This is a genomic window from Empedobacter sp. UBA7252, assembly GCF_002472765.1.
GTDB lineage: Bacteria > Bacteroidota > Bacteroidia > Flavobacteriales > Weeksellaceae > Empedobacter > Empedobacter falsenii_B.
Genome location: NZ_DKSQ01000036.1, coordinates 1 through 26,388 on the forward strand (window position 1 = coordinate 1; position 26,388 = coordinate 26,388).

At 32.3% G+C, this 26,388-nt stretch carries 29 protein-coding genes; 7 read left to right on the forward strand and 22 right to left on the reverse strand.

Going from position 1 to position 26,388, the window contains the following annotated elements; all coding sequences use genetic code 11:
• From carA to B2X73_RS04880, 7 genes are all read right to left on the reverse strand, one after another.
• Window positions 1-966, reverse strand: a 966-nt coding sequence (carA, locus tag B2X73_RS04850) for a glutamine-hydrolyzing carbamoyl-phosphate synthase small subunit (RefSeq protein ID WP_291095877.1), incomplete at its 3' end; no start/stop codon positions are given.
• On the reverse strand, window positions 959-2,095 hold the full coding sequence (locus B2X73_RS04855; RefSeq protein WP_280050113.1) for an aspartate aminotransferase family protein: 1,137 nt from the start codon (window positions 2,093-2,095) through the stop codon (window positions 959-961). The genes B2X73_RS04855 and carA, both read right to left, overlap by 8 nt.
• Window positions 2,096-2,131: 36 nt before the next feature.
• A complete protein-coding gene (locus tag B2X73_RS04860; protein WP_219034924.1) occupies window positions 2,132-2,491 on the reverse strand; it encodes a four helix bundle protein in 360 nt (119 codons plus the stop codon).
• 33 nt (window positions 2,492-2,524) lie between these two features.
• On the reverse strand, window positions 2,525-3,511 hold the full coding sequence (gene argC, locus B2X73_RS04865) for an N-acetyl-gamma-glutamyl-phosphate reductase (protein WP_291046819.1): 987 nt from the start codon (window positions 3,509-3,511) through the stop codon (window positions 2,525-2,527).
• 94 nt (window positions 3,512-3,605) lie between these two features.
• Window positions 3,606-4,787 (reverse strand): argininosuccinate synthase, encoded by a 1,182-nt coding sequence (argG, locus tag B2X73_RS04870; protein ID WP_291046818.1) that lies wholly within the window; start codon window positions 4,785-4,787, stop codon window positions 3,606-3,608.
• Between the two features lie 7 nt (window positions 4,788-4,794).
• The gene (locus B2X73_RS04875; RefSeq protein WP_221854616.1) at window positions 4,795-5,247 is read right to left on the reverse strand and encodes an arginine repressor; all 453 of its coding nucleotides are present in this window, start codon (window positions 5,245-5,247) and stop codon (window positions 4,795-4,797) included.
• Between the two features lie 70 nt (window positions 5,248-5,317).
• The gene (locus B2X73_RS04880; protein ID WP_219034927.1) at window positions 5,318-5,896 is read right to left on the reverse strand and encodes a GNAT family N-acetyltransferase; all 579 of its coding nucleotides are present in this window, start codon (window positions 5,894-5,896) and stop codon (window positions 5,318-5,320) included.
• Window positions 5,897-6,147: 251 nt separating this feature from the next.
• On the opposite strand from B2X73_RS04880, the gene argB reads away from it, so the two are divergent.
• Together argB and B2X73_RS04890 are read left to right on the forward strand one after the other, a co-directional pair.
• The gene (argB, locus tag B2X73_RS04885; RefSeq protein WP_038336859.1) at window positions 6,148-6,915 is read left to right on the forward strand and encodes an acetylglutamate kinase; all 768 of its coding nucleotides are present in this window, start codon (window positions 6,148-6,150) and stop codon (window positions 6,913-6,915) included.
• Window positions 6,909-7,976, forward strand: a complete 1,068-nt coding sequence (locus tag B2X73_RS04890; RefSeq protein ID WP_038336860.1) for a M20 family metallo-hydrolase — start codon at window positions 6,909-6,911, stop codon at window positions 7,974-7,976. The genes argB and B2X73_RS04890 overlap by 7 nt, the downstream gene beginning before the upstream one ends.
• 175 nt (window positions 7,977-8,151) lie before the next feature.
• On the opposite strand, the gene B2X73_RS04895 is transcribed toward B2X73_RS04890, so the two are convergent.
• The 4 genes from B2X73_RS04895 to B2X73_RS04910 form a co-directional block, all read right to left on the reverse strand.
• Window positions 8,152-9,099: a hypothetical protein gene (locus B2X73_RS04895; RefSeq protein ID WP_038336862.1), complete on the reverse strand. Its 948-nt coding sequence runs from the start codon at window positions 9,097-9,099 to the stop codon at window positions 8,152-8,154.
• Between the two features lie 32 nt (window positions 9,100-9,131).
• Window positions 9,132-9,659, reverse strand: coding sequence for an ExbD/TolR family protein (locus B2X73_RS04900; RefSeq protein WP_038336863.1), 528 nt, complete (start codon window positions 9,657-9,659; stop codon window positions 9,132-9,134).
• Between the two features lie 18 nt (window positions 9,660-9,677).
• A complete protein-coding gene (locus B2X73_RS04905) occupies window positions 9,678-10,268 on the reverse strand; it encodes a biopolymer transporter ExbD (RefSeq protein WP_291046817.1) in 591 nt (196 codons plus the stop codon).
• Between the two features lie 88 nt (window positions 10,269-10,356).
• Entirely contained in the window at window positions 10,357-11,169 is an 813-nt protein-coding gene (locus B2X73_RS04910; RefSeq protein WP_038336866.1) for a MotA/TolQ/ExbB proton channel family protein, read from the reverse strand.
• Window positions 11,170-11,492: 323 nt separating this feature from the next.
• Here B2X73_RS04910 and B2X73_RS04915 point away from each other — a divergent pair, with 323 nt between their 5' ends.
• Window positions 11,493-13,634, forward strand: a complete 2,142-nt coding sequence (locus B2X73_RS04915) for a type IA DNA topoisomerase (RefSeq protein WP_291095879.1) — start codon at window positions 11,493-11,495, stop codon at window positions 13,632-13,634.
• Between the two features lie 31 nt (window positions 13,635-13,665).
• Here B2X73_RS04915 and B2X73_RS04920 read toward each other — a convergent pair whose 3' ends face one another.
• From B2X73_RS04920 to B2X73_RS04945, 6 genes are all read right to left on the reverse strand, one after another.
• Window positions 13,666-14,580, reverse strand: a complete 915-nt coding sequence (locus B2X73_RS04920) for a helix-turn-helix transcriptional regulator (RefSeq protein WP_291069217.1) — start codon at window positions 14,578-14,580, stop codon at window positions 13,666-13,668.
• A gap of 123 nt (window positions 14,581-14,703) precedes the next feature.
• Window positions 14,704-15,465, reverse strand: coding sequence for a hypothetical protein (locus B2X73_RS04925; protein WP_038336870.1), 762 nt, complete (start codon window positions 15,463-15,465; stop codon window positions 14,704-14,706).
• Window positions 15,466-15,684: 219 nt separating this feature from the next.
• A complete protein-coding gene (gene tpiA, locus B2X73_RS04930; protein WP_114999079.1) occupies window positions 15,685-16,443 on the reverse strand; it encodes a triose-phosphate isomerase in 759 nt (252 codons plus the stop codon).
• Between the two features lie 76 nt (window positions 16,444-16,519).
• Window positions 16,520-17,602, reverse strand: a complete 1,083-nt coding sequence (locus tag B2X73_RS04935; protein WP_291052799.1) for an ABC transporter permease — start codon at window positions 17,600-17,602, stop codon at window positions 16,520-16,522.
• 3 nt (window positions 17,603-17,605) lie between these two features.
• Complete coding sequence (locus B2X73_RS04940; RefSeq protein WP_291046814.1) at window positions 17,606-18,730, reverse strand: BT_3928 family protein; 1,125 nt, start codon at window positions 18,728-18,730, stop codon at window positions 17,606-17,608.
• Window positions 18,727-19,275: a DUF1599 domain-containing protein gene (locus B2X73_RS04945; protein ID WP_038336876.1), complete on the reverse strand. Its 549-nt coding sequence runs from the start codon at window positions 19,273-19,275 to the stop codon at window positions 18,727-18,729. Before B2X73_RS04945 ends, B2X73_RS04940 begins: the two co-directional genes overlap by 4 nt.
• Window positions 19,276-19,328: 53 nt before the next feature.
• Here B2X73_RS04945 and folP point away from each other — a divergent pair, with 53 nt between their 5' ends.
• Entirely contained in the window at window positions 19,329-20,156 is an 828-nt protein-coding gene (gene folP / locus B2X73_RS04950) for a dihydropteroate synthase (RefSeq protein WP_291069215.1), read from the forward strand.
• 32 nt (window positions 20,157-20,188) lie between these two features.
• Here the strand turns inward: folP and B2X73_RS04955 are convergent, their stop codons facing one another.
• The 3 genes from B2X73_RS04955 to B2X73_RS04965 form a co-directional block, all read right to left on the reverse strand.
• Entirely contained in the window at window positions 20,189-20,617 is a 429-nt protein-coding gene (locus B2X73_RS04955) for a hypothetical protein (RefSeq protein ID WP_125350302.1), read from the reverse strand.
• A gap of 54 nt (window positions 20,618-20,671) precedes the next feature.
• Complete coding sequence (locus tag B2X73_RS04960; RefSeq protein WP_286496044.1) at window positions 20,672-21,694, reverse strand: DUF4407 domain-containing protein; 1,023 nt, start codon at window positions 21,692-21,694, stop codon at window positions 20,672-20,674.
• A 105-nt stretch (window positions 21,695-21,799) separates the two neighbouring features.
• On the reverse strand, window positions 21,800-22,861 hold the full coding sequence (locus tag B2X73_RS04965) for a branched-chain amino acid aminotransferase (RefSeq protein WP_280038161.1): 1,062 nt from the start codon (window positions 22,859-22,861) through the stop codon (window positions 21,800-21,802).
• Between the two features lie 80 nt (window positions 22,862-22,941).
• Between B2X73_RS04965 and mnmD the strand changes: the two genes are divergently transcribed.
• The 3 genes from mnmD (at window position 22,942) to B2X73_RS04980 (ending at window position 24,861) form a co-directional block, all read left to right on the forward strand.
• Window positions 22,942-23,658: a tRNA (5-methylaminomethyl-2-thiouridine)(34)-methyltransferase MnmD gene (gene mnmD / locus B2X73_RS04970; RefSeq protein WP_114999065.1), complete on the forward strand. Its 717-nt coding sequence runs from the start codon at window positions 22,942-22,944 to the stop codon at window positions 23,656-23,658.
• A gap of 72 nt (window positions 23,659-23,730) precedes the next feature.
• Entirely contained in the window at window positions 23,731-24,558 is an 828-nt protein-coding gene (prmA, locus tag B2X73_RS04975) for a 50S ribosomal protein L11 methyltransferase (RefSeq protein WP_038336885.1), read from the forward strand.
• Window positions 24,559-24,564: 6 nt separating this feature from the next.
• Complete coding sequence (locus B2X73_RS04980) at window positions 24,565-24,861, forward strand: ATP-dependent Clp protease adaptor ClpS (protein ID WP_180905936.1); 297 nt, start codon at window positions 24,565-24,567, stop codon at window positions 24,859-24,861.
• 6 nt (window positions 24,862-24,867) lie between these two features.
• Here B2X73_RS04980 and B2X73_RS04985 read toward each other — a convergent pair whose 3' ends face one another.
• Together B2X73_RS04985 and B2X73_RS04990 are read right to left on the reverse strand one after the other, a co-directional pair.
• The gene (locus B2X73_RS04985) at window positions 24,868-25,284 is read right to left on the reverse strand and encodes a hypothetical protein (protein WP_125350307.1); all 417 of its coding nucleotides are present in this window, start codon (window positions 25,282-25,284) and stop codon (window positions 24,868-24,870) included.
• Between the two features lie 24 nt (window positions 25,285-25,308).
• Window positions 25,309-25,845 (reverse strand): RNA polymerase sigma factor, encoded by a 537-nt coding sequence (locus tag B2X73_RS04990; RefSeq protein ID WP_125350308.1) that lies wholly within the window; start codon window positions 25,843-25,845, stop codon window positions 25,309-25,311.
• Between the last annotated feature and the right edge of the window lie 543 nt (window positions 25,846-26,388).

The window sequence follows — 26,388 nt, forward strand, 5'->3', positions numbered from 1 at the left end:
GTGACGAATTCCTTCACATGTTCCATCATTTAAGCTCGTAAAGAATGTTTTAAATCCTTCTGGTAATTTCGAATCATCTACTGCGACACCGTGGTTTTGAGATGTAATGAAACATCTTTTTGTTCCTACTAATTGTACAGGTTGATTGTGCGAACGGTGTCCGTATTTTAATTTAAAAGTAGATGCACCAGCTGCTAAACTTACCAATTGATTTCCTAAACAAATTCCGAAAATTGGTTTATCTCCTTTCAAAGATTCTTTGATATTATTAATCGTAGGAACACATAAAGCTGGATCACCAGGTCCATTCGAGATAAATAATCCATCATATTCTAATGTTGAATAATCATAATCCCAAGGAACTCGAATTACCTCAACATCACGATTTACAAAACAACGGATGATGTTATTTTTCACTCCACAATCAATCAAAACAATTTTGACATCAGCACCTTCGTTGTAACGAATCACTTCTTTACAAGAAACTTGATCTACTAAATTATCTTCGTTCGGATCGTAATATGCGACATCTGTATCAGCTACAATTTTTCCTAAAGTAGAACCTTGCTCACGTAATTTTTTTGTAATCATACGTGTATCTACGCCATAAATACCAGGGATATTTTGACTTTCTAACCAAGCTCCTAATTTTTGAATAGCGTTCCAATGCGAATAATCATCAGCATAATAAGAAACAACCAAACCAGTTACTTGAATTTGGTTCGATTCCATCCAAGCTTCAATTTCATTAATCATTGCTTTATCATCTGGAACACCATAGTTTCCGATCATTGGAGCTGTCATCACCATAATCTGCCCTTTGTAAGAAGGGTCAGTCAAACTTTCATTATATCCAACCAAAGCTGTGTTGAATACTACTTCTCCTGCGGCAGAAGTATACGCACCGAAAGATTTTCCTTCGATTTCTAATCCGTCTTGGAATACTAATTTTACTGTCTTATCCATTGATGATAATGTTAATTTCAGTTTCTAAAGCTGATATGAATTTATCTATGTATTGTTTTGTTACTGTTAAAGGTGGTAATAAACGAATAACGTTTGTACCTGCGTAGCCTACAAAAATATTGTGTTTTGTAACTAAGTTATTTTTTAATTCGCCGATTGGGAAATCAAACTCGATTCCAATCATTGATCCTCGACCACGAACTTCTTTAATTTTTGGAAATTTATTTAATTGGATTCCAACATATTCTCCAATTTCTTTTGCATTTTCGATTAAGTTTTCTTGCTCAATCACATCTAAAACGGCTACCGCTGCAGCACAAGCTAAATGATTTCCTCCAAAAGTTGTTCCTAATAATCCGTAAGAAGCTTTAAATTCTGGAGAGATTAAAACTCCTCCGATTGGAAATCCATTCCCCATTCCTTTTGCCATCGTAATCAAATCTGCTTTGATACCAGAATGTTGATGTGCAAAGAATTTCCCTGAGCGTCCGTAACCACATTGAATTTCATCTGCAATTAAAACCACTCCATTTTCTGTACAAACTTTTCTTAATTCTTGTACAAACTCGTCAGAAGGTAAAATGATTCCTCCAACTCCTTGAATTGGTTCGTAAATTACCGCTGCAACATCTCCTCCAGCAATTACTTCTTTCACTTCATCAATGTTATATTCTACGAAAGATACTTTGTGATGAGAATTAAATGGAGCTACAATTTTTGGATTATCTGTTAGCGCAACTGTTCCTGAAGTTCGTCCATGAAACGCATCTTTGAACGCAATTACACGGTCTTTTCCTGTGTGAAAAGAGGCTAGTTTTACTGCATTTTCATTAGCTTCTGCTCCAGAGTTAATCAAGAATAAAGTATAATCTTCGTAACCTGATGCTTTACCTAATTTTTCTGCCAATTCTTGTTGAATCGGAATATTTACTGAGTTTGAATAAAACCCGATATTATTAATTTGTTCTGTTAATTTCTCAACATAATATGGATGCGAGTGACCGATAGAAATCACTGCGTGACCTCCATAAAGGTCCAAATATTCTTTTCCGTTTTCGTCCCAAAGAATACAATCTTTAGCTTTAACCGGAGTTACATTCATTAATGGATATACGTCAAATAGTTTCATTTAATAAGTTTTAAGTGATGAGTTTTGAGTAATGAGTTAAGCTATTGTTCTAATTTTATTTATTAATCCAATTAGCATTGCTTTAATTTCATTACACTCATCTGTTAATTTTGAATATTCTTCAATATTTATATAATTCAAATCTTTAGCTAGCAAAATAAAATATGTGACTTCATTCAAAGAGCCTAAAGAAATATTTAAAAATTGAGCAAAGTCTTTATTTGAGTTTCTTCCACAACCTTCTGCAATATTTGCTGGTATAGAAGATGATGCTCTTTTAATTTGAGAAATTAATCCAAATTGTTCTTCTTTTGGAAATTGATTTACAATTTTATATAAATCTAAAACCAAGAGATGTGAACGATTCCAAACTTGTAATTTTCTATAATCTTGCATACTCAAAACTTATAACTCAATACTCACAACTTTTTAAAACGCCACCGTTTTAAGATTAAGTCCTAAGTTTTCTTCCCAACCGAACATCAAGTTCATGTTTTCTACGGCTTGTCCAGAAGCTCCTTTTGTTAGATTATCGATGATAGAAGTGATTAACAATACATCGTCTTGTTTCTGGATATGTAAAAAACATTTGTTGGTATTTACGACTTGTTTCAATGCAATTGGTGCGTCAGAAACATGTGTAAAAGGTTCGTTTTTGTAATATTCGTTGAAGATATTTTTTGCTTCTTCTTCTGATAAATCAGATTTTAAATAAACACCTGCTAAAATTCCGCGCGCAAAATCTCCTCGCATTGGTAAGAAATATACTTTGTTATTGAAATCTTTTTCTAATTGATTCAATGTTTGGTAAATTTCTCCTTCGTGTTGATGCGTAAATTCTTTGTAGAAAGAAACGTTATTGTTTCGCCAACTAAAGTGCGTAGAAGCTGATAAACTTTGTCCAGCACCTGTAGAACCCGTTACAGCATTGATATGAATATCATTTTTGATTTCATTTTTCGCTGCCAATGGTAACAATGCTAATTGAATAGCTGTTGCAAAACAACCTGGATTTGCAATATTTTGAGCTGTTTTGATTGCTTCGCGATCTAATTCTGGTAAACCGTAAACAAACGTTCTATCTTCGAAAATGTGGTTCGCATTTAATCGAAAATCGTTACTCAAATCAATAATTTTTGTGTTGGCTGAGTATTTATTGTTCTGTAAAAACTCTGCCGATTTTCCGTGACCAAGGCATAAAAAAACGACATCAGCATTTTCGTCTATTTTATCCGAAAATAAGATGTCAGTTTCTCCAAACAAATCGTCGTGCACTTTGGTAACGGGGTTGCCTGCATTTGATGTACTGTACACAGACGAAATATTAACCATCGGATGATGTATCAATATTCTTAGCAGTTCGCCTGCTGTGTAGCCAGCACCTCCTACAATGCTTACGTTAATTTTGTTTGTCATTTGTTATGTTTTGCGCGTGTTTTTTTAAGGTATAATACCTATACTATATTTCTAAAATAAAGTGGGCTCGTTGGAATCCACTTTAAAGAATCAATTAATCGAAACTATGAACAATCTTTAATTGATTACCGAATATTTTGATGAAACCTCTTGCATCTCTACTGTCCCAAGCTTCGTTTTCTTCTCCATAAGTAGCGACTTTAGATTGCATCATATCATAAGGCGATTCTATTCCAATCATTGAGAAATGATAAGGATTTAATTGTACTTTCACTTTTCCTGTTACATGATTTTGAGAAGATTCTAAGAATGCTTCAATATCACGCATTACTGGATCCAAGTATTGTGCTTCGTGCAATAAGGTTCCGTACCAGTTTGATAACGAATCTTTGTGCAACAATTGCCATCTTGTAAGTGTATGTTTTTCTAATAAGTGGTGTGCTTTGATTAGTAAATAAGCTGCTGGCGCTTCGAAACCTACACGTCCTTTGATACCTAAAATTGTATCTCCTACGTGGATGTCGCGACCAATTGCGTATTCACCACCGATTTCGTTTAATTTTTGAATTAAAGCTACTGGAGATAATTTTTCTCCATCTAAAGCAGTTGGAATACCTTTCTCAAATTCAATTTCGATAACAGATGATTCTGTTCTTGATAATTGTGTTGGATAAGCATCTTCTGGCAACGCTTGGTTAGATGTTAATGTTTCAACTCCACCAACAGATGTTCCCCAAATTCCTCTGTTAATAGAGTATTTAGCTTTTTCCCAACTATAGTTTACACCATTTGCTTGTAAATATTCAACCTCTTGTTGACGAGATAATTTTTCGTCGCGAATTGGTGTAATGATTTTAGATTGTGGTGAGATAACTGCAAAAGCAACATCAAAACGAATTTGATCATTTCCTGCTCCTGTAGATCCATGTACAATGTATTCTGCATCTACATCTTTTGCATACTGAGCAATTGCAATTGACTGAAACATTCGTTCTGCACTTACTGATAATGGGTAAGTGTTATTTTTCAAGATGTTTCCGTAGATTAAGTAGCGAACACAATCGTTGTAATATTTGTCTGTAATATCAATTGTAACGTGTTTAGAAGATCCTAATTCGTAGGCACGTTCTTCGATATCTTTTAACTCTTCTGCCGAAAATCCACCAGTATTTACAATTACTGTATGCACTTCCATTCCTTGATCTTTTGTTAAGTTAACCAAACAGTACGATGTATCTAAACCTCCACTGTAAGCTAAAACTGCTTTGTTGCTCATTATTTGTTTATTTGTTTATATTGGGAATAATTCTTCTTAATTCATTGGTAACCTCTTCACGACTACTCTCTTCTTTCATTACGATTAATACCGTATCGTCTCCAGCAATTGTTCCAATTATTGTATTGAAATGTGTGTTGTCAATCTCAAAAGCGATTCTGTTTGCATAACCTGGTTTTGTTTTGATAACTCCCAAATTTTTAGAGAAAATCAAACTTGCATTTTCGTTATGTGTAACGGTTGCCGTTGGAACAGCACTTTCTGTAAGGCGATAAATGTATTGTCCCGAACTATTAGGAACTTTTGAAACTTTCAATTCGCGCAAATCTCTCGATAAAGTTGCTTGAGTAACTGTGATCTCTAAATCAATTAATTTTTTTAATAATTCGTCTTGATTACTTATTTCTTGATCTGTTATTAAATCTTTTATAATCTGGAATCTGTATTTTTTATTACTCATTTTGAATATTTATTCGAAATTTTATGCAAATATACTCATTTTAGACAAAAAAAAACCTTAGTTCGTATATTTATTCATTTTCTTTTTTTGATTGATTTGCCAATGCACGCTTAGCGTACTCGTCATCAAGGTTATCATAAACCAATCCCGTGCAAATACAACGCTCGCGATCATTTTCCATCAAGATGTGATAGTTTTTACAACTTTTACATCCATTCCAAAATTCATCCGATTGTGTTAATTCCGAAAATGTTACTGGCTTGTATCCTAATTTTGTGTTCATACGCATTACAGCTAAAGAAGTTGTAATACTAAAGATTTTTGATTTCGGGAATTTTGTACGTGACAATTCAAAAACAGCGTGTTTTATTTCGCGTCCAATTCCTGAACTCCTTAAATCTGTACGAACAATTAAACCTGAGTTTACGACGAATTTTTCTTCTTCGTACGTTTCTATGTAGCTAAACCCTGCTATTTGATCATCATCATCAAAAGCAATCACAGCATTTCCATTACGCATTTTGCGTTCAAGATAAACTGGATTTCGTTTAGCAATACCCGTTTTTCTCATACGAGCTGATTCTTCGTACCATTCGCACAACAATTCTGTGTACTTGGCATCATCTGCATTTGCTATTCTAACATACATAATTTAAGGGAAAGTCGATTAATAAAGAGGAATTGAAAAAAGATGACCTTTTGTCATCACACTTAAGTAAAATATGAGAACCAAAAGGTGCGCTTTCATTACGAAAGCCACTCTCATAATTGAGAAGAACAATTTCAGTAATTTCTTCCATTAATCAACAAGATATTCAGTTATTATACTGAGATGCAAAGTTAAATATTATATTTTTGTATCACCAAAAAAAAGCAAACAAAATTTACATATTTATTAAAATGTTGAAAATTATTAAAATAGGAGGCGGAATTATCGATAACGAGCAAGACTTAGAACAATTCCTACAAACGTTTTCCGAAATTAAAGAACCTAAAATTTTGGTTCATGGAGGAGGAAAAGGTGCTTCGAAGATGTTAAATCAATTGGGAATCGAACCAAAAATGATCGAAGGTCGTCGCATTACAGACAAACCAACATTGGATGTTGTGACAGGATTATATGCTGGAAATTTGAACAAATCTATCGTTTCTAAATTACAAGAATTTGGATGCAATGCATTAGGTTTATCTGGTGCAGATGGTAATGCAATCAAAGGTTCTAAGCGTCCTGTAAAAACTATTGATTATGGTTTTGTTGGAGATTTGAATGATGAAAGTGTCAACAAAGAATTATTTCAATTATTAATTGATAACAATATCACATCAGTAGTTTGTGCGATTACACATGATGGAAATGGACAATTGTTGAATACTAATGCAGATACTATTGCCTCTACAATTGCGGTTGCTATGTCACAAGAAAATGAAGTAGAATTAAATTTCTGTTTTGATAGAATTGGCGTACTTCGTGATGTAAATGATGACACAACATTGATTCCAAAAATTAACGAAACTTTATATTTGCAGTTAAAAGAAGAAGGTGTAATTTTCGAAGGAATGATTCCAAAATTAGACAATTCATTCAAAGTAATCAATGCGGGTGTAAAAAATGTATGTTTGGTGCACGCGCGCAACATTAACTCAGAGATTAAAACAATTTTATGTTAGAATTAACTGTTCTCAAAAAGAAAGCTGTCGATTTGTTGTGTCAATTAATCGAAACTCAATCTTTTTCGAGCGAAGAAGATAAAACGGCCGATATTATTTTCAAGTTTTTAACTGATCATGGTGCTACGGCTCATCGTCAGAATAACAATGTTTGGAGTATTCATCCAAATTTTGATGAGAACAAAAAAACAATTTTATTAAACTCTCATCACGACACTGTAAAATTTGGCTCTTCTTGGACATATGATCCATTAAAAGCTACAATCGAAGGTGATAAATTAGTAGGTTTAGGAAGTAACGATGCAGGAGCTTCTGCGGTAAGTTTATTAGCCACTTATATCAATTTTTTGAATGATGATTTACCATTTAATCTAATTGTCGCAGTCACAGCTGAAGAAGAAAGTTCAGGACAATTAAATGTTGCAAGTATTTTACCTAATTTACCAAAAATCGATTTGGGAATTGTAGGTGAACCTACGCAAATGGACATGGCAATTGCAGAACGTGGTTTGGTTGTAATGGACGTAATTGTAAAAGGGAAAACTGGACATGCTGCAAGAAACGAAGGTGTAAATGCAATTTACGAAGCGATTGATGTGATGAATTGGTTCAAAACGTATCAATTCGAAAGAGTTTCGGATATGTTAGGACCAGTTAAAATGACGGTTACACAAATTGAAGCAGGAAAGCAACACAATGTTGTGCCAGATGAATGTCGTTTGGTTGTAGATTGTCGTGTAAACGAATTGTACTCAAATCAAGAAGTTGTTGATATTATTTCAAGTTGTTTACCAAAAGCAGAAATTAAAGCACGTTCGTTGCGTTTAAATTCTTCACGTATTTCAGAAAATCATCCAATTGTACAAAAAGGAATCGAATTAGGTTGTACAACATATGGTTCGCCAACAATGTCGGATCAAGCAATGATGAATTTCGAAACGGTAAAAATGGGACCTGGAGATTCAGCTCGTTCTCATACACCAGACGAATATATTTATTTATCCGAAATAGAACATGGAATTGAACGATATACAAGTTTATTAAAAGATTTTACGTTTTAAATTAAGAATAAACTCTTATAATCGAAAAAGCATCTTCATACAATTGAAGATGCTTTTTAATTTTATCAAAACTGATAATTAAAACCTGCAAAACATAAAGATATGTTCTAAAAATTAAACACAAAAAAAGAGGCTAATTAATTTTAGCCTCTTTTTTTATATATGAAATTAAGTCTTACTCAATTTGCATTTTAACTGGAATGTTGAAATTCAACTTCGCAGCACGACCATCTTCTGTTTGAGCAGGTTTGATCGTTTTCCCTCTTTTTTGTTGACGTTGTGTAATACGCTCTAAAGCTTTTTTAGCTTCAGGACCTAACTTAGCATCACCCATTGGAGAAATTCCAACGATTCTACCTTCAGTGTCAATTTGGAAAGAAAGTTTAGCAGCTACTACACCAGATAAACCTTGACCAGCAGCGTCATTCGCAAAATCTTGCAACTCGTCTTGTAAATCTTGTGATAACTTTTTAGATAAACAGTCTGTTGCAGCTTGTTTACCTTTTGCAGCATCTTTCTCACAACCAGGATATACCGCCATTACAGCCGCTGTACGAGCAGTTACTGTAGATGGAGCTGCAGGTTCTGTACCTTTCCCTGGATTAGGAGTACTTGGTGTATCCTTTGGTGCTTCTTTTTTAGTATTTACTTCATTAGCACCTCCAGTTTGTGTTGTTGATTTTGGCCCTTCTCTATCTACTAAACCTAAATCTTTATCGGCCATTTCCTTTACTTCGACAATAGGCTCTTCTTTTTTAGGCTGAGCTTTAGGTTCTGGCATAACCACTCTAACCTGAGCTGTTTCTTCTTGATATCTTTGTTCTGGCTCTGGCTTTGGTGGCTCTGGTTCAACCACTTCTTCCTCTTTTGGAGGCTCAGGAATATTCAAATCCTCAAGCTGAACATCTACGACTACGTCTTCTGACTTTTTACTTTCAAACAAACCTGTTGCAGAAGCAATAAGACCAAAAGCTAAAATCGCAATTACTATAAATCCACGAATGAAAGCTTTCAATAATGTACTCTTCTCAGACATTCTCATGTCATAAGCTCCATACGCTTTATTTCTACCTTCAAATACAATCTCGTCTAAGGATTTTAGTTTGTTGTTATTTTCTGACATTTTAATTCTTTTAAATTTAACAATTAAACTAATTATTTACCTACTTTTTCGTCGAACACTTTTTGTTCAAAAGGTGCAACAGGTACGATTCCGTAACGAGTAGACTTTGTAATTTCCATTTCATCTAAGATAGTTACTAAATTATCATACGTAGCATCATCCATAGGTTTGATAATTACAGTAAACTTATCTTTATCTGCTCTACCTTGTGCTGCTGTAATAACATCACGAATTTTAGAGTAGTCAGTTTCATTTAGAGTTCCTCCGTTTAATCCTGCCTGATCTTGTTGATGCCAAAATAACTTATTATCCTTTCCAATTAAAATTGATATAGAATTATTCAATTTTATTTCTGGTTTATCAGTTGGATCTAATTTGTCAATTTTTGGAGGCATATTCAAGTTCATTACATTTGGTTTGATCGATGTCGCCGCAAACATAAAGAAAGTAATTAATAAGAAACCTAAATCAACCAAAGGAGCCATATCGACTTTCGTCGAATTCTTTTTGGAACGGACTTTCTTTCCGCCACCGTCATCGTGACTTTCTATTTGTGCCATTTTCTAATTTCTTAATAATTATTCTTGAGATGTAATTAACTGGAACTTATTCATATTTTTCATTTGCAATTGTTGAATCAAAGTTTTGAATTTTTTGTATTCAGATTTTTGATCACCTTTAATTGCTAAGAAAATATCTGGGTTCACTTCTTTTGCTTCAAATACCCAATCAATTAATTCTTGATTTTTGTTCGGTATCGTATCTAATGGAATACCTGGATGATATGATTGTTGTTTATCAGCAGACTGATTCAAATAATTTCTCATTTCATTCATTGGTACACCAAACTCTACTATGCTTTTGAATGCATTCTTTTCAGCATCTGTAAACTTTACTCCGTACTTATCACCCATTCTTTCTAATGTAGGAATACGATCTTTTTCTTCTAATCCGAATAAGAACTTACCTTCACCATCAATTTTAATGATCATCATATTTTCAGCAGCCATTTTTTGGTTCGAAACAGATGTTGGTGTTACGACAGGAACAACTTCAGGTTCTCTAAAGTTAGATGTCAAAATAAAGAAAGTTAACAAAAGCCAAGCCATGTCAGACATAGCTGTTAAGTCCATCGAAGGACCTCTTCTTTTTGGTTTTACTCTTGCCATTTTCTCTGTATTATTAATTAATATTCTAAATTGTTTGTTGTTTGATTTTGTCCTTATACTATCCTTCTAAGGCTTCGTCAATTGAATATTAATTGTGAGCAGAGAAAGATTGTTGGATACTCATTCCTACTTCGTCAATTTTGAATGTTAAATCATCAATTTTAGAAGTTAAAAAAGCATACATAATAATAGCGAATGCAGAAGCACCAATACCCATACCTGTATTAATTAAGGCTTCGGCAATACCTACTGATAATTGAGCTGCATCTGGAGATCCTCCTCCTTCACCTAATGCGAAGAATGCTTTAATCATCCCGATTACTGTACCCATTAAGGCAATTAACGTACCTACAGAAGCAATTGTAGAGATAATAGTCATGTTTTTCTCTAACGTTGGCATTTCTAATGTAGTCGCTTCTTCTAACGTTTTACCTAATTGAGCTAATTTTTGCTCTTTGTTTAACGTTGTGTCGTTTTCTAAAGCTTTGTAAGTTGTTAAACCTTCTTTAACTACGTTACCTACAGCTCCTTTTTGTTTGTCACATAATTCAATTGCTTTGTTAACTTCATTTTTGTTTAATAAAGCACGAATGTCATTTACAAACTTCTCAGCAGATCCAGTTCCTTTTGCTTTGTTTAAAGCGATAACACGGTCAATTGAGAAAACGATTACCATAAAGAAGAAAGACATTAAGAATGGAATAATCACCCCTCCTTTATGAATAATTCCTAAAAAGTTTAAAGGATTACCTTTTTCTACATCTCCTCCTTCGAAATTACCTTCTGCTCCAAATACAAACTTGAAGATCCCCATTGCGATTGCAATTAAAATGATCATAGTAATCACAGGGTTAAGACCTCCCTTTTTAGTTTTAGCTGGTACTGTTACATTCTTTTCCATTTACTAATTCTTTTAAATATTATGATTTTTATTAATGTGGGTGTAAATTAAGTGAAAATTTTTTAATTCTTCTAAATTTTTTACGTTGTTATCATATTAAATTTTCAATCTACTTGAAATCAATAGAATTTTTTACTGATTTGACAATTAAAAAATAATCAAAACAATATATCTAATATTAAACAATGTATAATTTTATTAAAATCAGCCTTCCCACAAAAAATAACCTATCGCAAATTTATTCAATAATTATACATATTTATATTTTTTTTTAAGAATTAAATTATTATTTTGACTTTTGCACTTCAATAATTATAAATGCTATGAAAGTTTGTATTGCCGAAAAACCTAGTGTTGCTAAAGATATCGCCAAAGTAATTGGTGCGAATCAAAAGCACGATGGATACTATGAAGGAAATGGATTTCAGGTCACTTGGACTTTCGGACACTTGTGTACATTAAAAGAACCGCAAGATTATACACCCGAGTGGAAAAGCTGGGATCTTAATTATTTGCCAATGATTCCGCAAAGTTTCGGAATTAAATTAATTGCAGATAAAGGTGTCTCGAAACAATTTCATATCATCGAAAAATTAGTCACGAACGATGAAGTCGACGAGATTATAAACTGTGGCGATGCTGGACAGGAAGGAGAATTGATACAACGTTGGGTTTTACTTAAAGCGCGTGCTAAAGCGCCAATGAAGCGTTTATGGATTTCTTCGTTGACAGAAGAAGCAATTAAAGAAGGTTTTGATAATTTGAAAGATGGAGAAAAATATTTCAATCTTTTTTCTGCTGGACAAGCGCGTGCGATTGGCGATTGGTTATTAGGAATGAACGCTACACGATTATTTACCAAAAAATTTGCGCCGCCAAAAACGGTTCTTTCTATTGGTCGTGTCCAAACACCTACATTAGCAATGATTGTTCAGCGTCAAAAAGAAATCAATGCGTTTATTATTGAGGAATATTGGGAATTGAAAACGATTTTCAAAGAAGTAGAGTTTAATGCGACAATACCTCGTTTAAAATCTGAAGAAAAAGCCAAACAAGGTTTAGATTTTATAAAAGATCGAGAGTTTGAAATCATTGATTTCGAAGTAAAAGAGGGGCGTGAAAAAAATCCTCGCCTATTCGATTTAACTGCTTTACAAGTAGAAGCGAATAAAAAATATGCGTTTTCGGCAGAAAATACCTTAAAATATATACAAAGTCTTTACGAGAAAAAATTTGTGACCTATCCTCGTGTTGATACCACTTATCTATCGGAAGATATTCATCCTAAAGTTCCTGGAATTTTAAATAAATTAACCGCTTATCAAAATTTGATTGCCCCTTTGATGGCACAACCAATTCCGATGTCGAAAGCAGTTTTTGATAATACAAAAGTAACCGATCACCACGCTATTATTCCTACAGAAATCTTTCCACAAGGTTTATCGAACGAAGAAAAACGTATCTATGATTTGGTTGCACGACGTTTTATTGCTGTTTTTTATCCAGAGTGTAAAGTTGCCAACACAACTGTCGAAGGAAAAGTTGAAAATAATGGAAAAGACGGTCAACTTTCTGCTATAAATTTTAAAGCAACGGGAAAACAAATTCTCGAAATGGGTTGGCGCGAAGTCTATGCAAAAGATAAAAAGGAAGACGAAAAAGATGAGGAAAAAATAATGCCGATTTTTGAGATTGGTGAAAAAGGTCCTCACGAACCATTTATTCACAAAGGAAAAACAACTCCACCAAAACATTATACAGAAGCAACTTTATTGCGAGGAATGGAAACTGCTGGACGACAAGTGGATGATGAAGAAATGCGCGAATTGATGAAAGAAAATGGAATTGGTCGACCTTCTACGCGTGCAAATATTATCGAAACCTTGTTTCGTAGAAAATACATAGAAAAGAAAAAACGTAATATTATCGCCACACAAACTGGTATTGATTTGATTGATACCATTCAAAATGAATTATTAAAATCTCCTGAATTGACAGGTGTTTGGGAACGAAAACTTCGTTTGATTGAAAAAGGTGAATACGAATTAGAACAATTCAAACAAGAATTGATCGAAATGGTTTCGAAACTAACATTTGATGTAAAAAATAGTTATTTCAGACCGATTGCTTCGCATCAAAATTCAGTTCAAACAGAGGAAAAACCTAAAAAGGAACGTAAACCAAAAGAAGAAATTAATTTGGAAGACGCTACTTGCCCAAAATGTAAAACACATAAACTAGTAAAAGGAAAAGCAGCTTATGGTTGTGCAAACTTTGCAGCATGTGGATTCAAAATTCCATTTGAGTTTATGAGTAAAAAATTAACCGATAAACAAATTTTGGATTTGTTAACCAAACAAAAAACTGGCAAAATGGCTGGTTTAATCAATCCTGAAAATGGAGAAAAAGTTACTGGTAAAGCTATTTTGGGAATGAATTTCGATTTAGAATTTGAAGAAATGTAAAAATAAAGTGAGTTTCGAAATTCGAAACTCGCTAATTATATTTCTCCAACGTTTCTTTTAAAATTGTTTTGACTTTTTCTTTCAATTTTTTAGGTTCGATAATTGTAACTGAACGACTCATAGAAAGAATTTCGCTGATAAAATCTTCGGTCAAAAATAATTCTAATCCAATTAAAACTTCATCGTTTTTAGTTTCTAAAATTTGTTGAGATTCATGCAAAGGCAAAGATTCTAAATACGCTGCTTGTTTTTTGGTCACAGAAAGCACTATTTTTTCTGGTTTTTCTGAACTTGGAACAATAATCCCGAACGAATATTTGTACTTATCATTGTAATTAAACTCGATATTATCGTCAATTTTATCTCTAAAAATCGAAACTCTATTCATTCGTTCCAAACCAAAATTTTTGACAATTCCTTTATCATCCGCAATCAAATACCATCGGTTATTGTGCTCTCTAATTGCAATTGGAGAAACTTTACGAATCGTTTCTTTTTCCTCTCCAAATTTTTGATAATGAAATTCAATTTTCTTTTTTCCTTGAATTGCTTGTACAATATCTGGTAAAAATTCGGCGCGTTTTGGCTTTCTTTTTTCCAAATACACAATAGATTCGAGCGAATTTGTCAATTTCAAAGCAGAAAAACTATTAATTTCTTCTAAAGTTTTCAGAAATAAATCAGAGCTATAATCGTCTTGAATAATATAATATCCACGCTGACTGCGACTATACATTATATCAATTCCCAATATATTTCTGATTTCTTGAATATCGCGCTGTAATGTACGTTTAGAGAAATTAAACTCTAATGTATCATCATTAAGTTGAAGCATTTCAAATTCTCGTTCCAAAAAACGCTCTAAATCTTCATAAGAACAATATTTTTGTTGTGATAATTTACGAACAATATTGAAATAACGCGCGATATAACCTTGTTTTGACATTGAATTGGAAGTGTTTGAGCAAACTTAAGTTATCTGTAATTAAAAACAAAAAAAAGTAACATTTCATTACAAAATGTTACTTTTTCTTCATTAATAAAAATGAAATATTCGAAAAAACGGATTCTATTTTTTAGATTTTTTTACTTTTGTTTTTGCATCTTTCGTAGCTGCTTTTACATCTTGTACCGCCGCTTCTATTGTTGTTGTAGCTGAGTCTACCGTAGCTGCCGCTGAATCTACTACTACTTCTGATGTTATTTCAACTGGAGTTGTGCTATCTTCAACTTTCGCTGTTTCGATGAAATTAGAAAGTTTATCAACAATTTCTGCGTTAGAAGTTGGTTCATTCTTCACTTTTACGCTTAAGAAAATTGATGGTGCAGCATTATCTTGAATATAATTTGATTCGTTTTGATAAACTCCGTCATTTTTAACAGCTGTTGAATTTAAGTTTTCTGTTAACTCTTTTGCTACTTTAACTGTTTCGTTAAATGCAACATTTTGTTTAAAAACAACTGCGGCAACTTTATTTGTATTATCATCAGTTTTTTCAAAATTTAATGTCATGATTAACTCAGGTTTTAAACTATCGATGATTGATCTTTTCTCTTCATCTTTTAATCCTTTCGTTAAATCTTTCCATAAAAGAACCTGAACATTTTCTTTATTCAAAGATTCTAACTTTGTTTTAAATTCTGATGCGATATTTGTTCCTGATTCTACAGCGATATTATCTACAATATCTAAAATGACAACTTTAGGTGCATCTTCTACAACTTTATTTGTAATTTCTGTTGTAGGAACTTTTATTTCATTTTTTGTAGTAAAAGAGAAAGAAACTAACCCTATTGCTACGACTCCTAATACTTGCGTCAATTTTTTCATAATAAATGTGTTTTGTTTAAAAATGATACTTTTTAAATAGTTAGTACATTTTAGAACTTTGCAGACACTGTTCCGAAAACTCTTAATTAATCCTAATAAATGTTATAGTTTTCTTAATTGACTGATTTTATAAGGGATTCAGAGGAGTTAAATTTATCATTTTTCAAAATTTAGAAAATATAAAACATAAAAAAAGCTCAACTAAGTTGAGCTTTTATATTATTTACATGCAGCAATTATCTGCACAAAATCATCATATTTTAATGAAGCACCACCAACAAGACCACCGTCGATATCTGGTTGAGCAAAAATTTCGTTCGCATTCTGTGCATTTACACTTCCTCCGTACAAAATACTTGTATCATTCGCGACTTCTACGCCAAATTCATCCTTCAAAACTTTACGAATAAATGCATGAATTTCTTGCGCTTGCTCTGGTGTAGCTGTTTTTCCTGTTCCAATTGCCCAAACTGGTTCGTAAGCAATAATCAAACGAGAAAGATCTTCTGGTTTTTGTGCAACTAAAGCATCCATTAATTGAGTTTTTACAACCTCAAAGTGTTTATCAGCTTCACGTTCTTCTAATTTTTCTCCAACACAAAGAATTGGATTAATTTGATATTTAAAAGCTTGTTTCAATTTTTCAGCAATCACAATATCCGTTTCTCCTTGGTATTCTCTACGCTCAGAATGTCCAATTATAGCGAAATCTAATCCGATACTATCCAATTGTTCTGCAGAAATATCTCCTGTATAGGCTCCTTTCTCGTGAGCAGAAATATCTTGCGAAGAAATCTTAACATATTGTTCATCTACAGCTTCTAACAATGTTTGTAAATAAATAGAAGAAGGCGCAATAATAACTTGTGCAATTGGATGATTATCTGCCACCCAAGCATTAAGGTTTGTTGCTAAATGAATCGCTTCTTCATAATTTAAGTTCATTTTCCAGTTTCCTGCTACTATTCTATCACGCATAAAAAAGTGTATTTTATTTGATTTTGGTTTTAATATTTACTGCAAGATAATTATTTATCGTGAAATTATTACTGATTTATTTTATGCGAACGCGAGGATCTAAAATTCCGTAAAGAATATCGACCAAAATATTAATCACAATAAACATCACAGCAATCACTAAGACAGCTCCCATCACAATTGGTAAATCTAATGTATTCAATGCATTTACGATTTCTTTTCCTAAACCATTCCAACCAAAAACAAATTCCACAAAAACCGATCCTGCCAACATCGACGCAAACCAACCTGAAATTGCTGTAATTACAGGATTTAAAGCATTTCGTAATGCATGTTTTGTAATCACCGTTTTTCTAGAAAGTCCTTTTGCAAAAGCTGTTCGGATATAATCTTGGTTCAAAACTTCTAACAACGAATTTCGTGTTAATTGCGTAAAAACCGCTAACGGACGCGAACCTAATGTAATTGCTGGAAGAATTAAATTTTTCAACATCAAATGTTTTCCTTCTCCCAAATCATCCACTTCATATAGACTTCCAATCATATTCAGCCCTGTAATATCATGCATTAAAAAAGCAAAAATATAGGCAATGATAATTGCCGAAAAGAAAGACGGAATACTCATACCAAAGCTTGTTACGACCAACAAAACTCTGTCAATCCATGTATCTTTCATCAAAGCAGAAACAATTCCCAACACAACACCAATTATCGTTGCAATAATAATGGCTGCAATTGCCAAAACCATTGTATTTGGTAAAGTTTCTCCAATAATTGTACTGACGCTTTTTCCTTGTTTTTGAAAAGATTCACGCAAATAAGGCGTTTTCAAAACCATTTCATTTGTTCCGAAATCTATCAATTTTGTGTAATTGTATTTATCAGAACTTAATGAAGTATATGTTGTATTGTTTTCGTCAATATTATGAAAAGAAATCGGTGACAAATCATTAATATAAAACGCATATTGTTTCCATAAAGGTTGATCTAAACCTAAGTTTTTTCGAATTTGAGCCAATTGCTCTGGATCTTCTTTTTGATCAAGCATCATACGCGCAGGGTCTCCAGGAAGTACCGAAAACAATAGAAAAACTACACTTACTACACCAAAAAGTGTCAAAAATCCGTAGAAAATTTTATTTAAAATATAATTAATCACTTGTTAAAATAAATCTTCTAATTGATTAAGCGAAGGAAAATCATTGTCATGATATTTCGCTTTCACCGTTCCTTTTTCTAAAATCATCACACCTGGATTAGAGCGAATAATTGTTTTCATTGTTGTTTGATCCATAAAACAATTTTCAAGTTCCAAACCTTTAATCGGATTATTTGAAACCGAAACAACTCTATATCCTTTATATTTAGAAGCTTCTTTTCCTAAAATATTCAATTTTTCAATTTGCTTCTCATTTACCTTTTCAACAAAAGGAACAACAAAAACAATCGCTTTCGGAGCATTTAGAATCTCAGAAGTTTTATCAATGCCATTACAATCAAAACTAAAATCATGAATTGGAGGTTCGTACCCTTTTTTCTCGACAATAGTTCGTGTTTTATCCGCTTCAATTACCCAAGGCGTTCCGTGTTTGTACCATTTGTCATCAGCAATATATTGCGCATCATCAATTTCGACTACTTTACCATCAACACTGTTTTTCATCGTGTAAATCGTTTTATACGTTGTTGGTTTCAAACCTAACTCTTGCGGAGATTTCATTCCTTCAATCAAATTTTTGCCAACTGCATAAGATCTAAAATCGATAATTGGTAAATGATTAATTCCGATATAAGCAATAATTGCAGAACCTAAAATTGTTATAAAATTGATTACGTAATTCGCTTTTTCGACAAATAATGGTTTGATATATTTTTGACCAATCACTAAAATAATGATCAACACCAAAAGCACAACATCTTTGTAAAATGATGTCCAAGGTTCTAACTTTAGTGCATCACCAAAACATCCACAATCGGTTACTTTGTTGAAATAAGCTGAATAAAATGTCAAAAATGTAAAGAAAATAATCGTTAACAATAAAGCTATTGTTGTAAATCTTTTCCAAACGCCAAGCAATAATAAAACGCCTAAAACTATTTCAAAAAGTGAAAAGAAAGTTGCCAAAGGCAAACTCAAACCTTCTAAAAATGGAATGTTAAGAACTGTTGGCGAAAAATATTCTTCTAATTTGAAACTTAACCCAATTGGATCTACATTTTTTACAAATCCAGAAATTATAAAAATAACTCCAACTATAATTCGGGCAAATTGAACTAAATACCTCATGAAGCTTTCTTTTCGTTAATTAAAATCATTGCGAAAATCGAATAATTAATCATATCCAAATAATTTGCATCTAAACCTTCAGACACAATTGTTTTTCCTTTATTATCTTCGATACTTTTTGTGCGCAAAACTTTCTGATAAATTAAATCTGTGATCGAACTTACACGCATATCTCTCCAAGCTTCACCGTAATCATGATTTTTTTTCATCATCAAATCGTGCGCAATTGTTGCATATTTATCATAAAATTCGATAGCTTGTTCGTCTGTCAAATCTGGCTGATCTGCAAAACCAAGTTCCAACTGAATCAATGCCATAATCGAATAATTAACGATTGCCACAAATTCTCCTTCTTCGTCTTCATCAACCAAACGCTCCGCTGCTTCTTGCAACGTACGAATACGGTTTACCTTGATAAAAATTTGATCTGTTAAAGACGGCAAACGCAGTACACGCCAAGCTGGACCGTAATCTTGTAATTTTTTTGTATATAAATCTCGACAAACAGAGATGATTTCTTTAAATTGAATTGAGGTATTTTTCATAATTTCGTTTCGATTTCAAAAATAATTGAAATTGCTTAAAGAACTTCTAAGATATGACAATTAATTGTAATGGTCGTTTGATTGATTTGAACGAGCCTAAAATTATGGGAATTTTGAATACAACGCCAAACTCTTTTTACGATGGTGGCAGTAATCAATCGATGAATTTGATTTTAGAAAAAGTTGAAAAACACTTGTCCGAAGGTGCCGATATGATTGATGTTGGTGGTTATTCGACAAAACCTGGAGCAGAAAATATTTCGGAGCAGGAAGAAATTGATAGAACTGCACCAATTATCGAAAAAATTATTGAAGAATATCCAGAATTGATTATTTCGATTGATACTTTTCGAGGAAATGTTGCACGTGAAGCTGTAAAAGTTGGTGCTTCTATTATAAATGATGTTTCGGGTTGGGAGTTAGACGAAAATATGTTTGATGCAATCAAAGAACTTCGAGTTCCATACATTTTAATGCATATGAAAGGAACGCCAAAAACAATGCAAAATAATCCTGCATATGCAGATATTACGCTGGAAGTAAACGAATATTTTTCCAAAAAAATTGCGCAATTAAAAGCTGCAAAAGTGAATGATATTATTTTAGATCCTGGTTTTGGTTTTGCAAAAACATTGGATCATAATTATGAATTATTCAATAAAATGGAAGCTTTAGGTTTTGAAGGTTTTCCTTTGCTGATCGGAATTTCGAGAAAATCGATGATTTATAATTTATTCGAAACAACTCCGCAAGAAGCTTTAAACGGAACTTCTGTCCTGAATATGGTTGCGTTACAAAAAGGTGCAAAAATTTTGCGTGTGCACGATGTAAGAGAAGCAAAAGAAACCTTACAAATTTTCCAAAAATTGAATCAAAAATAAATAAGAAAGCCACTAAAAAGTGGCTTTTATTTTTAATCAATGATTTTACTATTTGGAAAGAAAACTTTGAACGTATCAACAATATTGATATCCGAAGTCAAAATTTGCCAATGTGAATCTTTCACAAATTCAAACACAACTTCGTTGTCGTATAAATTTTCATCCTCAATATTTACATGCAAATTATTTTCTTTTCTATCTCCAATAATCAACGCCTCCGTTACATGTTCCATTTTATAACACAAACTTTCTAACTGATCATATTCCACAAAAATTCCGTCTTGTTGATCAATCACTTCTTGCAATTCGAAAACCGAATATTCGTCCGTTTCACTTTCACCATCAACCCAAAGAATTTTCCAAAAATAATCCTGTATATCTTTTATTGGAGCAATCACCTCTTCCATTCGTTGAATTTGGTTTTCGTCTTCTCCGTAAATTTCTATTTTATAAGTTTCCATATCTATTACAAAATTAAAAAAGTAACTTCAAACGGAAGTTACTTTTTTACAATTTTATACTTTTTCTAACTCATGTTTCACACGTTTTTCAGATTTGATATCCATAACCTGAATCGATTCTTTGCTAAAAATCTTGAACGAATGTTCATGTTTTTCTAAGAGAAAATCATAAGGTCCTTTTGGTGCAATTAATTTCACTAAAACTGGCGCAGTTTCTAACGAGATAAACACAAGAGCTATAAAAATAGCTGCAGTCCCTAAAATTGGATTATTAACTGACAATTCGTCTAAAGCCTGCATACGTGCAGCAAAACCATTGTAATTCTCTTCGGTTGGTTTAGCCGCATCAATTTCTTTTTCTTTTGCAACATTCAATCGATCTAATTCTTTATTAATTTCAGCTAAACGAGGCGCAGATTGTTGAATATAAGTTTCGATTTCGGCAGCTTTTTGTTTTTTCAATTCTGCTTTTCGTTTCGCATTTGGTCCATAACCTTCGCGTCCAGTTGTTGTTTCAGTTTGTGTACCAACAACTTCTTTTTCCAACTCGGTAGAAGCTGAATTATACTCATTTCTTAATTTATCAATTTCTGCATAAATTTCTTTTCGTTCATTCGAAAAAGGCGTTCCCAATTCAGCATAACGCGCATCAATTCCTTTTTGTAATTCCGTTTTATTTCGATTGACAATAATATTTAATTGCTTGTTAATTTCTTTCTCGAAAATTTTTAATTCTAACGGTTTCGAAATCACAATACCTAATAAAATTGCAACCAAAATACGTGGCAAAGCAATAAAAAACTGACGAAAAAATCCACCTGACTTTTTCATTGATGTGACAATATATCGGTCAAGATTAAAAATCATTAATCCCCACAACAAACCAAAACCTGTTGCTGCATATATATTATCAAAAACAGTATTCAGCGCATATCCAGCAGACAAAGCCGCCAAAATTCCTGTAAATAATATGACACCTCCAATACCAACATGTTTGTTGATATCTGTTGGTGTTTTTTTCAAGAGTTCAAGACTACTCCCTGAACAGATGATTAAAAATTTCTGTAGTCCATTCATTTTGCAAATATAGTACTTTGTATAACATATTATTAAATATCGTGCCAAAAAAAGCTGACAATCAAATTGTCAGCTTATATTTTCAAAAAATTTACTTAAACAAAATTAAGCTTGTTTTTCGATTTTAATTCTCCATCCATAAGGATCTTCTGCTAATCCGTATTGAATATCTTTTAATTTCTTTTTCAATTGTAATGCAAAAGAATCTTCTTCAGCTAAAGTTGGTAATTGAGCACGCTCTTCACCAAATCCAACTGCATCGTATTGTGTAATTACAACAGCAGTTCCACATCCAAATACTTCTTTTAATTCTCCTGATTTGTAAGCATCATACAATTCTTGTACTTCTACAGGACGTACTTCTACTTCATATCCACTATCTTTTGCTAAAGTTAAAACAGAATCACGTGTTACTCCGTTCAAAATACGCTCAGACGTTGGCGCTGTTAAAATTTTATTTCCGATACGTACCATCACATTCATTGTTCCTGCTTCTTCAATGTATTTATGCTCGATAGAATCTGTCCAAATTACTTGATCATAACCATCTTTTTGAGCTTCAGAAGTTGGAAAGAAAGATCCAGCATAGTTTCCTCCACATTTTGCAAAACCAACACCTCCCTGAGCTGAACGACTATAATAATCAGCAATTTTTACTGATAAAGGTTTATCGTAATAATTAGGAGCATAAGCTAATAAAATAGCAAAAATATATTCGTTAGATGCCCTAGCAGAAACTGCTTCTTCTGTTGCGAACATTACTGGACGAATATATAATGACGTTCCGTAATCTTTTGGTACCCATTGACGATCGATATCAATAATAGCTTCTAAACCATCAATAAAAATTTCTTTCGGAATTTGAGGCATATTAAGACGTGCCGCAGATAAATTAAAACGCTCGAAGTTTTTCTCTGGACGGAAAATAAACACTTCTTCGTTATCATTTTTGTAGGCTTTCATTCCTTCAAAAATTGTTTGACCATAATGGAAAGACATCGCTGCTGGAGTCATTGAAATTGGTCCGTAAGGAACAATTTTTGGCTCATCCCATTTACCATCTTTGTAATGCGCGATCAACATGTGATCTGTAAACTCTTTCCCAAAAGTAGTAGAGTTAAAAACTGAATCGTTAAATTTTGATTCAGCAATTTTTTCTATAATCATTTTATGATATATTTTGTTTGTGCTTATCAAAGGTACATTTTATTTGCACTTTTTCATAATAAATATCATAACTTTCGACGATGAAAAGAATTATTCAAGAAACGGAAGATGGATCTAAAACTATCTATATTGAAGATTGGGATGAATCTTATCATTCTAAGCATGGCGCTGTACAAGAGGCTTTTCATGTATTTATAAAAAATGGATTTCATCATTTTACAGAAACAAAAAATCCTATAAAAATTATAGAAATTGGATTAGGTACGGGACTTAATTCTTTCATTACTTTGATGGAAGCTGAAAAACATAAAACTCCAGTGCAATATGTTGGAATTGAAAAATTTCCAGTTTCTGATGAAGAATTTGAATTGGTGAATTATTTCGAAAATGTTTTCAAACTTTATCCGGAATTTGAACATCGAAAAGAAGAGTTTTTAGATTATTATCAACAATTATTTCATTCAAATTGGGAAAATTGGAATAAAATTTCTCCATATTTTGAAGTTAAGAAAGTGGAAGAAGATTTTTTCAATCTGAAAAATATCAACGAAAATAATTTTGATTTAGTTTATTTTGATGCATTTGGTTCTCGTGTTCAACCAGAATTATGGGAAAAAGAATTGTTAGAAATTGTTGATTCTTTAACTAAAAAATCTGCCATTTTTACCACTTATGCAGCGAAAGGAACCATAAAAAGAGGTTTGAAAGATTTGGGCTATATTGTACAAAAACGTCCTGGGCCTCCAGGAAAACGTGAAATGATGGTTGGTTTGAAGGACTTTCCATTTGATAAATAATCTCCTTTATCATTAATTATAAAAATCGTAAATTTGCGCTGGAAAACAATTTGATGTTTTCTACATTTTTTTATGACAAATTATATCGAATATAAATTTAAAGTTGCGGAAGTAGAGCCTTTTAATGAAATTATTATTGCAATGATTTCTGAACTACCCTTTGAAAGTTTTGTTGAAAACGAAGAAGGTTTTGATGCTTACATGCCAAAAACTGACGAAAATATTGACCAAGTAAAAGAAGTGATTGATTCTATCGAGAATATTGATTTTTCTTATACGCGTCAAGAAATTGAACAACAAAATTGGAATGCAACTTGGGAAGAAAATTTCACGCCAATTTTAGTGAATGACCAATGTTTGATTCGTGCAGAATTTCACGAAACAGTTGAAAATATTCCGTACGAAATTATCATTCAACCAAAAATGTCTTTTGGGACTGGACATCACTCTACAACACATTTGATGGTAGAATATATCTTGGAAACTGAATTTACAGGAAAAGATATTTTGGACATGGGCTGTGGAACGTCAATTCTTGCAATTTTAGGAATGAAACGTGGTGCAAATTATGCAGAATGTATCGATATTGACGAGTGGGCTGTGGAAAATTCTATCGAAAATGGAAAACGAAATGGTGTTAGTTTAGATGCGAAAATGGGTGATAATTCACTTTTGGGAAGCAAACAGTTTGACATTATTTTAGCGAATATCAACAAAAATATTTTAATCAGTCAAATTCCTTCTTACATCAATGTTTTGAATGAAAATGGTGATTTATTTTTAAGTGGATTGATGGAGCAAGATTTTGATGATATCTTAGCTTTTTGTACAGAAAATGGTTTGAAATTTGTATCTAAAAAACAACGAAATGAGTGGATTGCGCTACATTTCAAAAAATAAAATGATATGACAAAATACGCAACGCAACCCATGTGGGAAACGGAAAAAGATTCGGCTGTTGATGTATTGGAACAGGAATCACACAAATATCAAATTATTGTTTACAATGATGATGTGAATACTTTTGATTGGGTAATCGAATCGTTGATTGATGTTTGTGAACACACGCCAGAGCAAGCGGAACAATGTTCTATTTTGATTCACTACAAAGGTAAATGCGAAGTCTTGACGGGTGAATTAGAAGATTTAAAACCTCGATGCACAGAATTATTGAACCGAGGTTTAAGTGCAGAAATTATTTAGAATTTCTTAATAATCATATAAAGCAAAATCAGAATCGTCTAATGTTACATTGGACGATTTTTTGTTTTGATCACTCACTATATACGAATCATAGATCTTCTCGTAAACATGATTTTCTGTTTTTGTATCCACAACTTCTGTAGATTTTTCTGTAGAATTAATCACAAAAGGAGTTACAACCAATGCTAATAGCAATATACAAGCAGCAGCCCACCAAATATTGAAATGTACAACTTTTGTTTCTTTTTTATCAATAGTTTTCGATAAAATTGACTGTTCTAAATCGTCAAAATAATTAGTAGGGGTTGTATAATTTTCCTTTTGTTTTAAGCTTTTAAAATAAATTTCATCTTCTAAATTCTTAAAATAATTCTCTGGAACCTTAAAATTATTTTTTAATCCATTTTCTTTCATATCATTCATAAGACAAAAAAAAGTTAAAAAGGTTTAATCTTCATCCTCTAAAAATTCTTTAATTTTTGTAACTGCATGATGATAAGACGCCTTTAGCGCACCAACAGATGTTCCTGAAATTTCAGAAATTTGTTCATATTTCATTTCATCATAATATTTCATCATAAATACTACGCGCTGCTTTTCTGGCAAACTTGCAATCGCTTTTTGTAGTTTCAACTCAATTTCATCACCTGTAAAATACTCATCCGTAGATAAATCATCTGCAATATTCATCGAATAATCTTCAAACGAAACATTTTGTTCTTTAGCATTTTTATGAATAAAATTGATGGTTTCGTTATAAGTAATCCTAAAAATCCATGTCGATAATTTTGATTCATTTTTGAATGAATTCAAATTTTGATAGATTTTTATAAAAACATTTTGAGCAATATCATCTGCGTCTTCATGAATCAAAACCATACGACGAATTTGCCAATAAACTCTCTGATGATAATCTTTTACAAGAAGTTTAAAAGCCTGTTCCCAATCCTTATCTAAAATGTGATCTAATATTTTCTGATCCAATTAAGTAATATTAAGCTGTAAAGCTATTAAATTTCAAATGATAAACTTCTAATAATTTTGAACATAGTTTATATTTTATATTTTTTTTATGAAATCAAATCCATATTCCACATATACTTAAGTATGAACCTATCAATAAAAGTATATTTCTATTGAAAAATTTATTTGGGCATTCACTCGCTCTATTCCTCGTATTTATACAATCTCCCTCAATTATCTCTTAATAATTCAATAACAAGAAATGTAAATCGCTCGGTCGGGCTATCCGTTGCAATCTTTTGTAGAATAAAATTCTATTACAAGTAAGAAAATCCAATTTCTACAAAAGGATTTAGACTACTCTCCCTAACGCTGGTTGTAAGTTCTGAGTTAGTTGCAAAAAGGAAGCTTCCTTTTTATCAAGAAGAAGCTTCTAGTTGACTAATTAGAAGCTCTTCTTGGATGAAAGCAAGCTTCTTGTTTTATAAAACATAGTCTGGAGATGTGGTAGCTTACATTTTACTTTGTACATTTTACAAAAAAGTATACCCACAAAAAAAGCCT

Coding starts and splice junctions, on each gene's coding strand:
- folP (WP_291069215.1), top strand. CDS start 19,329: ATGACAATTAATTGTAATGGTCGTTTGATTGATTTGAACGAGCCTAAA.
- B2X73_RS04985 (WP_125350307.1), bottom strand. CDS start 25,284: ATGAATGATATGAAAGAAAATGGATTAAAAAATAATTTTAAGGTTCCA.
- argC (WP_291046819.1), bottom strand. CDS start 3,511: ATGACAAACAAAATTAACGTAAGCATTGTAGGAGGTGCTGGCTACACA.
- tpiA (WP_114999079.1), bottom strand. CDS start 16,443: ATGCGTGATAGAATAGTAGCAGGAAACTGGAAAATGAACTTAAATTAT.
- B2X73_RS04910 (WP_038336866.1), bottom strand. CDS start 11,169: ATGGAAAAGAATGTAACAGTACCAGCTAAAACTAAAAAGGGAGGTCTT.
- B2X73_RS04965 (WP_280038161.1), bottom strand. CDS start 22,861: ATGATTATAGAAAAAATTGCTGAATCAAAATTTAACGATTCAGTTTTT.
- prmA (WP_038336885.1), top strand. CDS start 23,731: ATGACAAATTATATCGAATATAAATTTAAAGTTGCGGAAGTAGAGCCT.
- argB (WP_038336859.1), top strand. CDS start 6,148: ATGTTGAAAATTATTAAAATAGGAGGCGGAATTATCGATAACGAGCAA.
- B2X73_RS04890 (WP_038336860.1), top strand. CDS start 6,909: ATGTTAGAATTAACTGTTCTCAAAAAGAAAGCTGTCGATTTGTTGTGT.
- B2X73_RS04980 (WP_180905936.1), top strand. CDS start 24,565: ATGACAAAATACGCAACGCAACCCATGTGGGAAACGGAAAAAGATTCG.
- B2X73_RS04860 (WP_219034924.1), bottom strand. CDS start 2,491: ATGCAAGATTATAGAAAATTACAAGTTTGGAATCGTTCACATCTCTTG.
- B2X73_RS04940 (WP_291046814.1), bottom strand. CDS start 18,730: ATGAGGTATTTAGTTCAATTTGCCCGAATTATAGTTGGAGTTATTTTT.
- B2X73_RS04900 (WP_038336863.1), bottom strand. CDS start 9,659: ATGGCACAAATAGAAAGTCACGATGACGGTGGCGGAAAGAAAGTCCGT.
- B2X73_RS04905 (WP_291046817.1), bottom strand. CDS start 10,268: ATGGCAAGAGTAAAACCAAAAAGAAGAGGTCCTTCGATGGACTTAACA.
- B2X73_RS04855 (WP_280050113.1), bottom strand. CDS start 2,095: ATGAAACTATTTGACGTATATCCATTAATGAATGTAACTCCGGTTAAA.
- B2X73_RS04955 (WP_125350302.1), bottom strand. CDS start 20,617: ATGGAAACTTATAAAATAGAAATTTACGGAGAAGACGAAAACCAAATT.
- B2X73_RS04945 (WP_038336876.1), bottom strand. CDS start 19,275: ATGAAAAATACCTCAATTCAATTTAAAGAAATCATCTCTGTTTGTCGA.
- B2X73_RS04915 (WP_291095879.1), top strand. CDS start 11,493: ATGAAAGTTTGTATTGCCGAAAAACCTAGTGTTGCTAAAGATATCGCC.
- B2X73_RS04960 (WP_286496044.1), bottom strand. CDS start 21,694: ATGAATGGACTACAGAAATTTTTAATCATCTGTTCAGGGAGTAGTCTT.
- B2X73_RS04880 (WP_219034927.1), bottom strand. CDS start 5,896: ATGTATGTTAGAATAGCAAATGCAGATGATGCCAAGTACACAGAATTG.
- B2X73_RS04920 (WP_291069217.1), bottom strand. CDS start 14,580: ATGTCAAAACAAGGTTATATCGCGCGTTATTTCAATATTGTTCGTAAA.
- B2X73_RS04875 (WP_221854616.1), bottom strand. CDS start 5,247: ATGAGTAATAAAAAATACAGATTCCAGATTATAAAAGATTTAATAACA.
- B2X73_RS04895 (WP_038336862.1), bottom strand. CDS start 9,099: ATGTCAGAAAATAACAACAAACTAAAATCCTTAGACGAGATTGTATTT.
- B2X73_RS04925 (WP_038336870.1), bottom strand. CDS start 15,465: ATGAAAAAATTGACGCAAGTATTAGGAGTCGTAGCAATAGGGTTAGTT.
- argG (WP_291046818.1), bottom strand. CDS start 4,787: ATGAGCAACAAAGCAGTTTTAGCTTACAGTGGAGGTTTAGATACATCG.
- mnmD (WP_114999065.1), top strand. CDS start 22,942: ATGAAAAGAATTATTCAAGAAACGGAAGATGGATCTAAAACTATCTAT.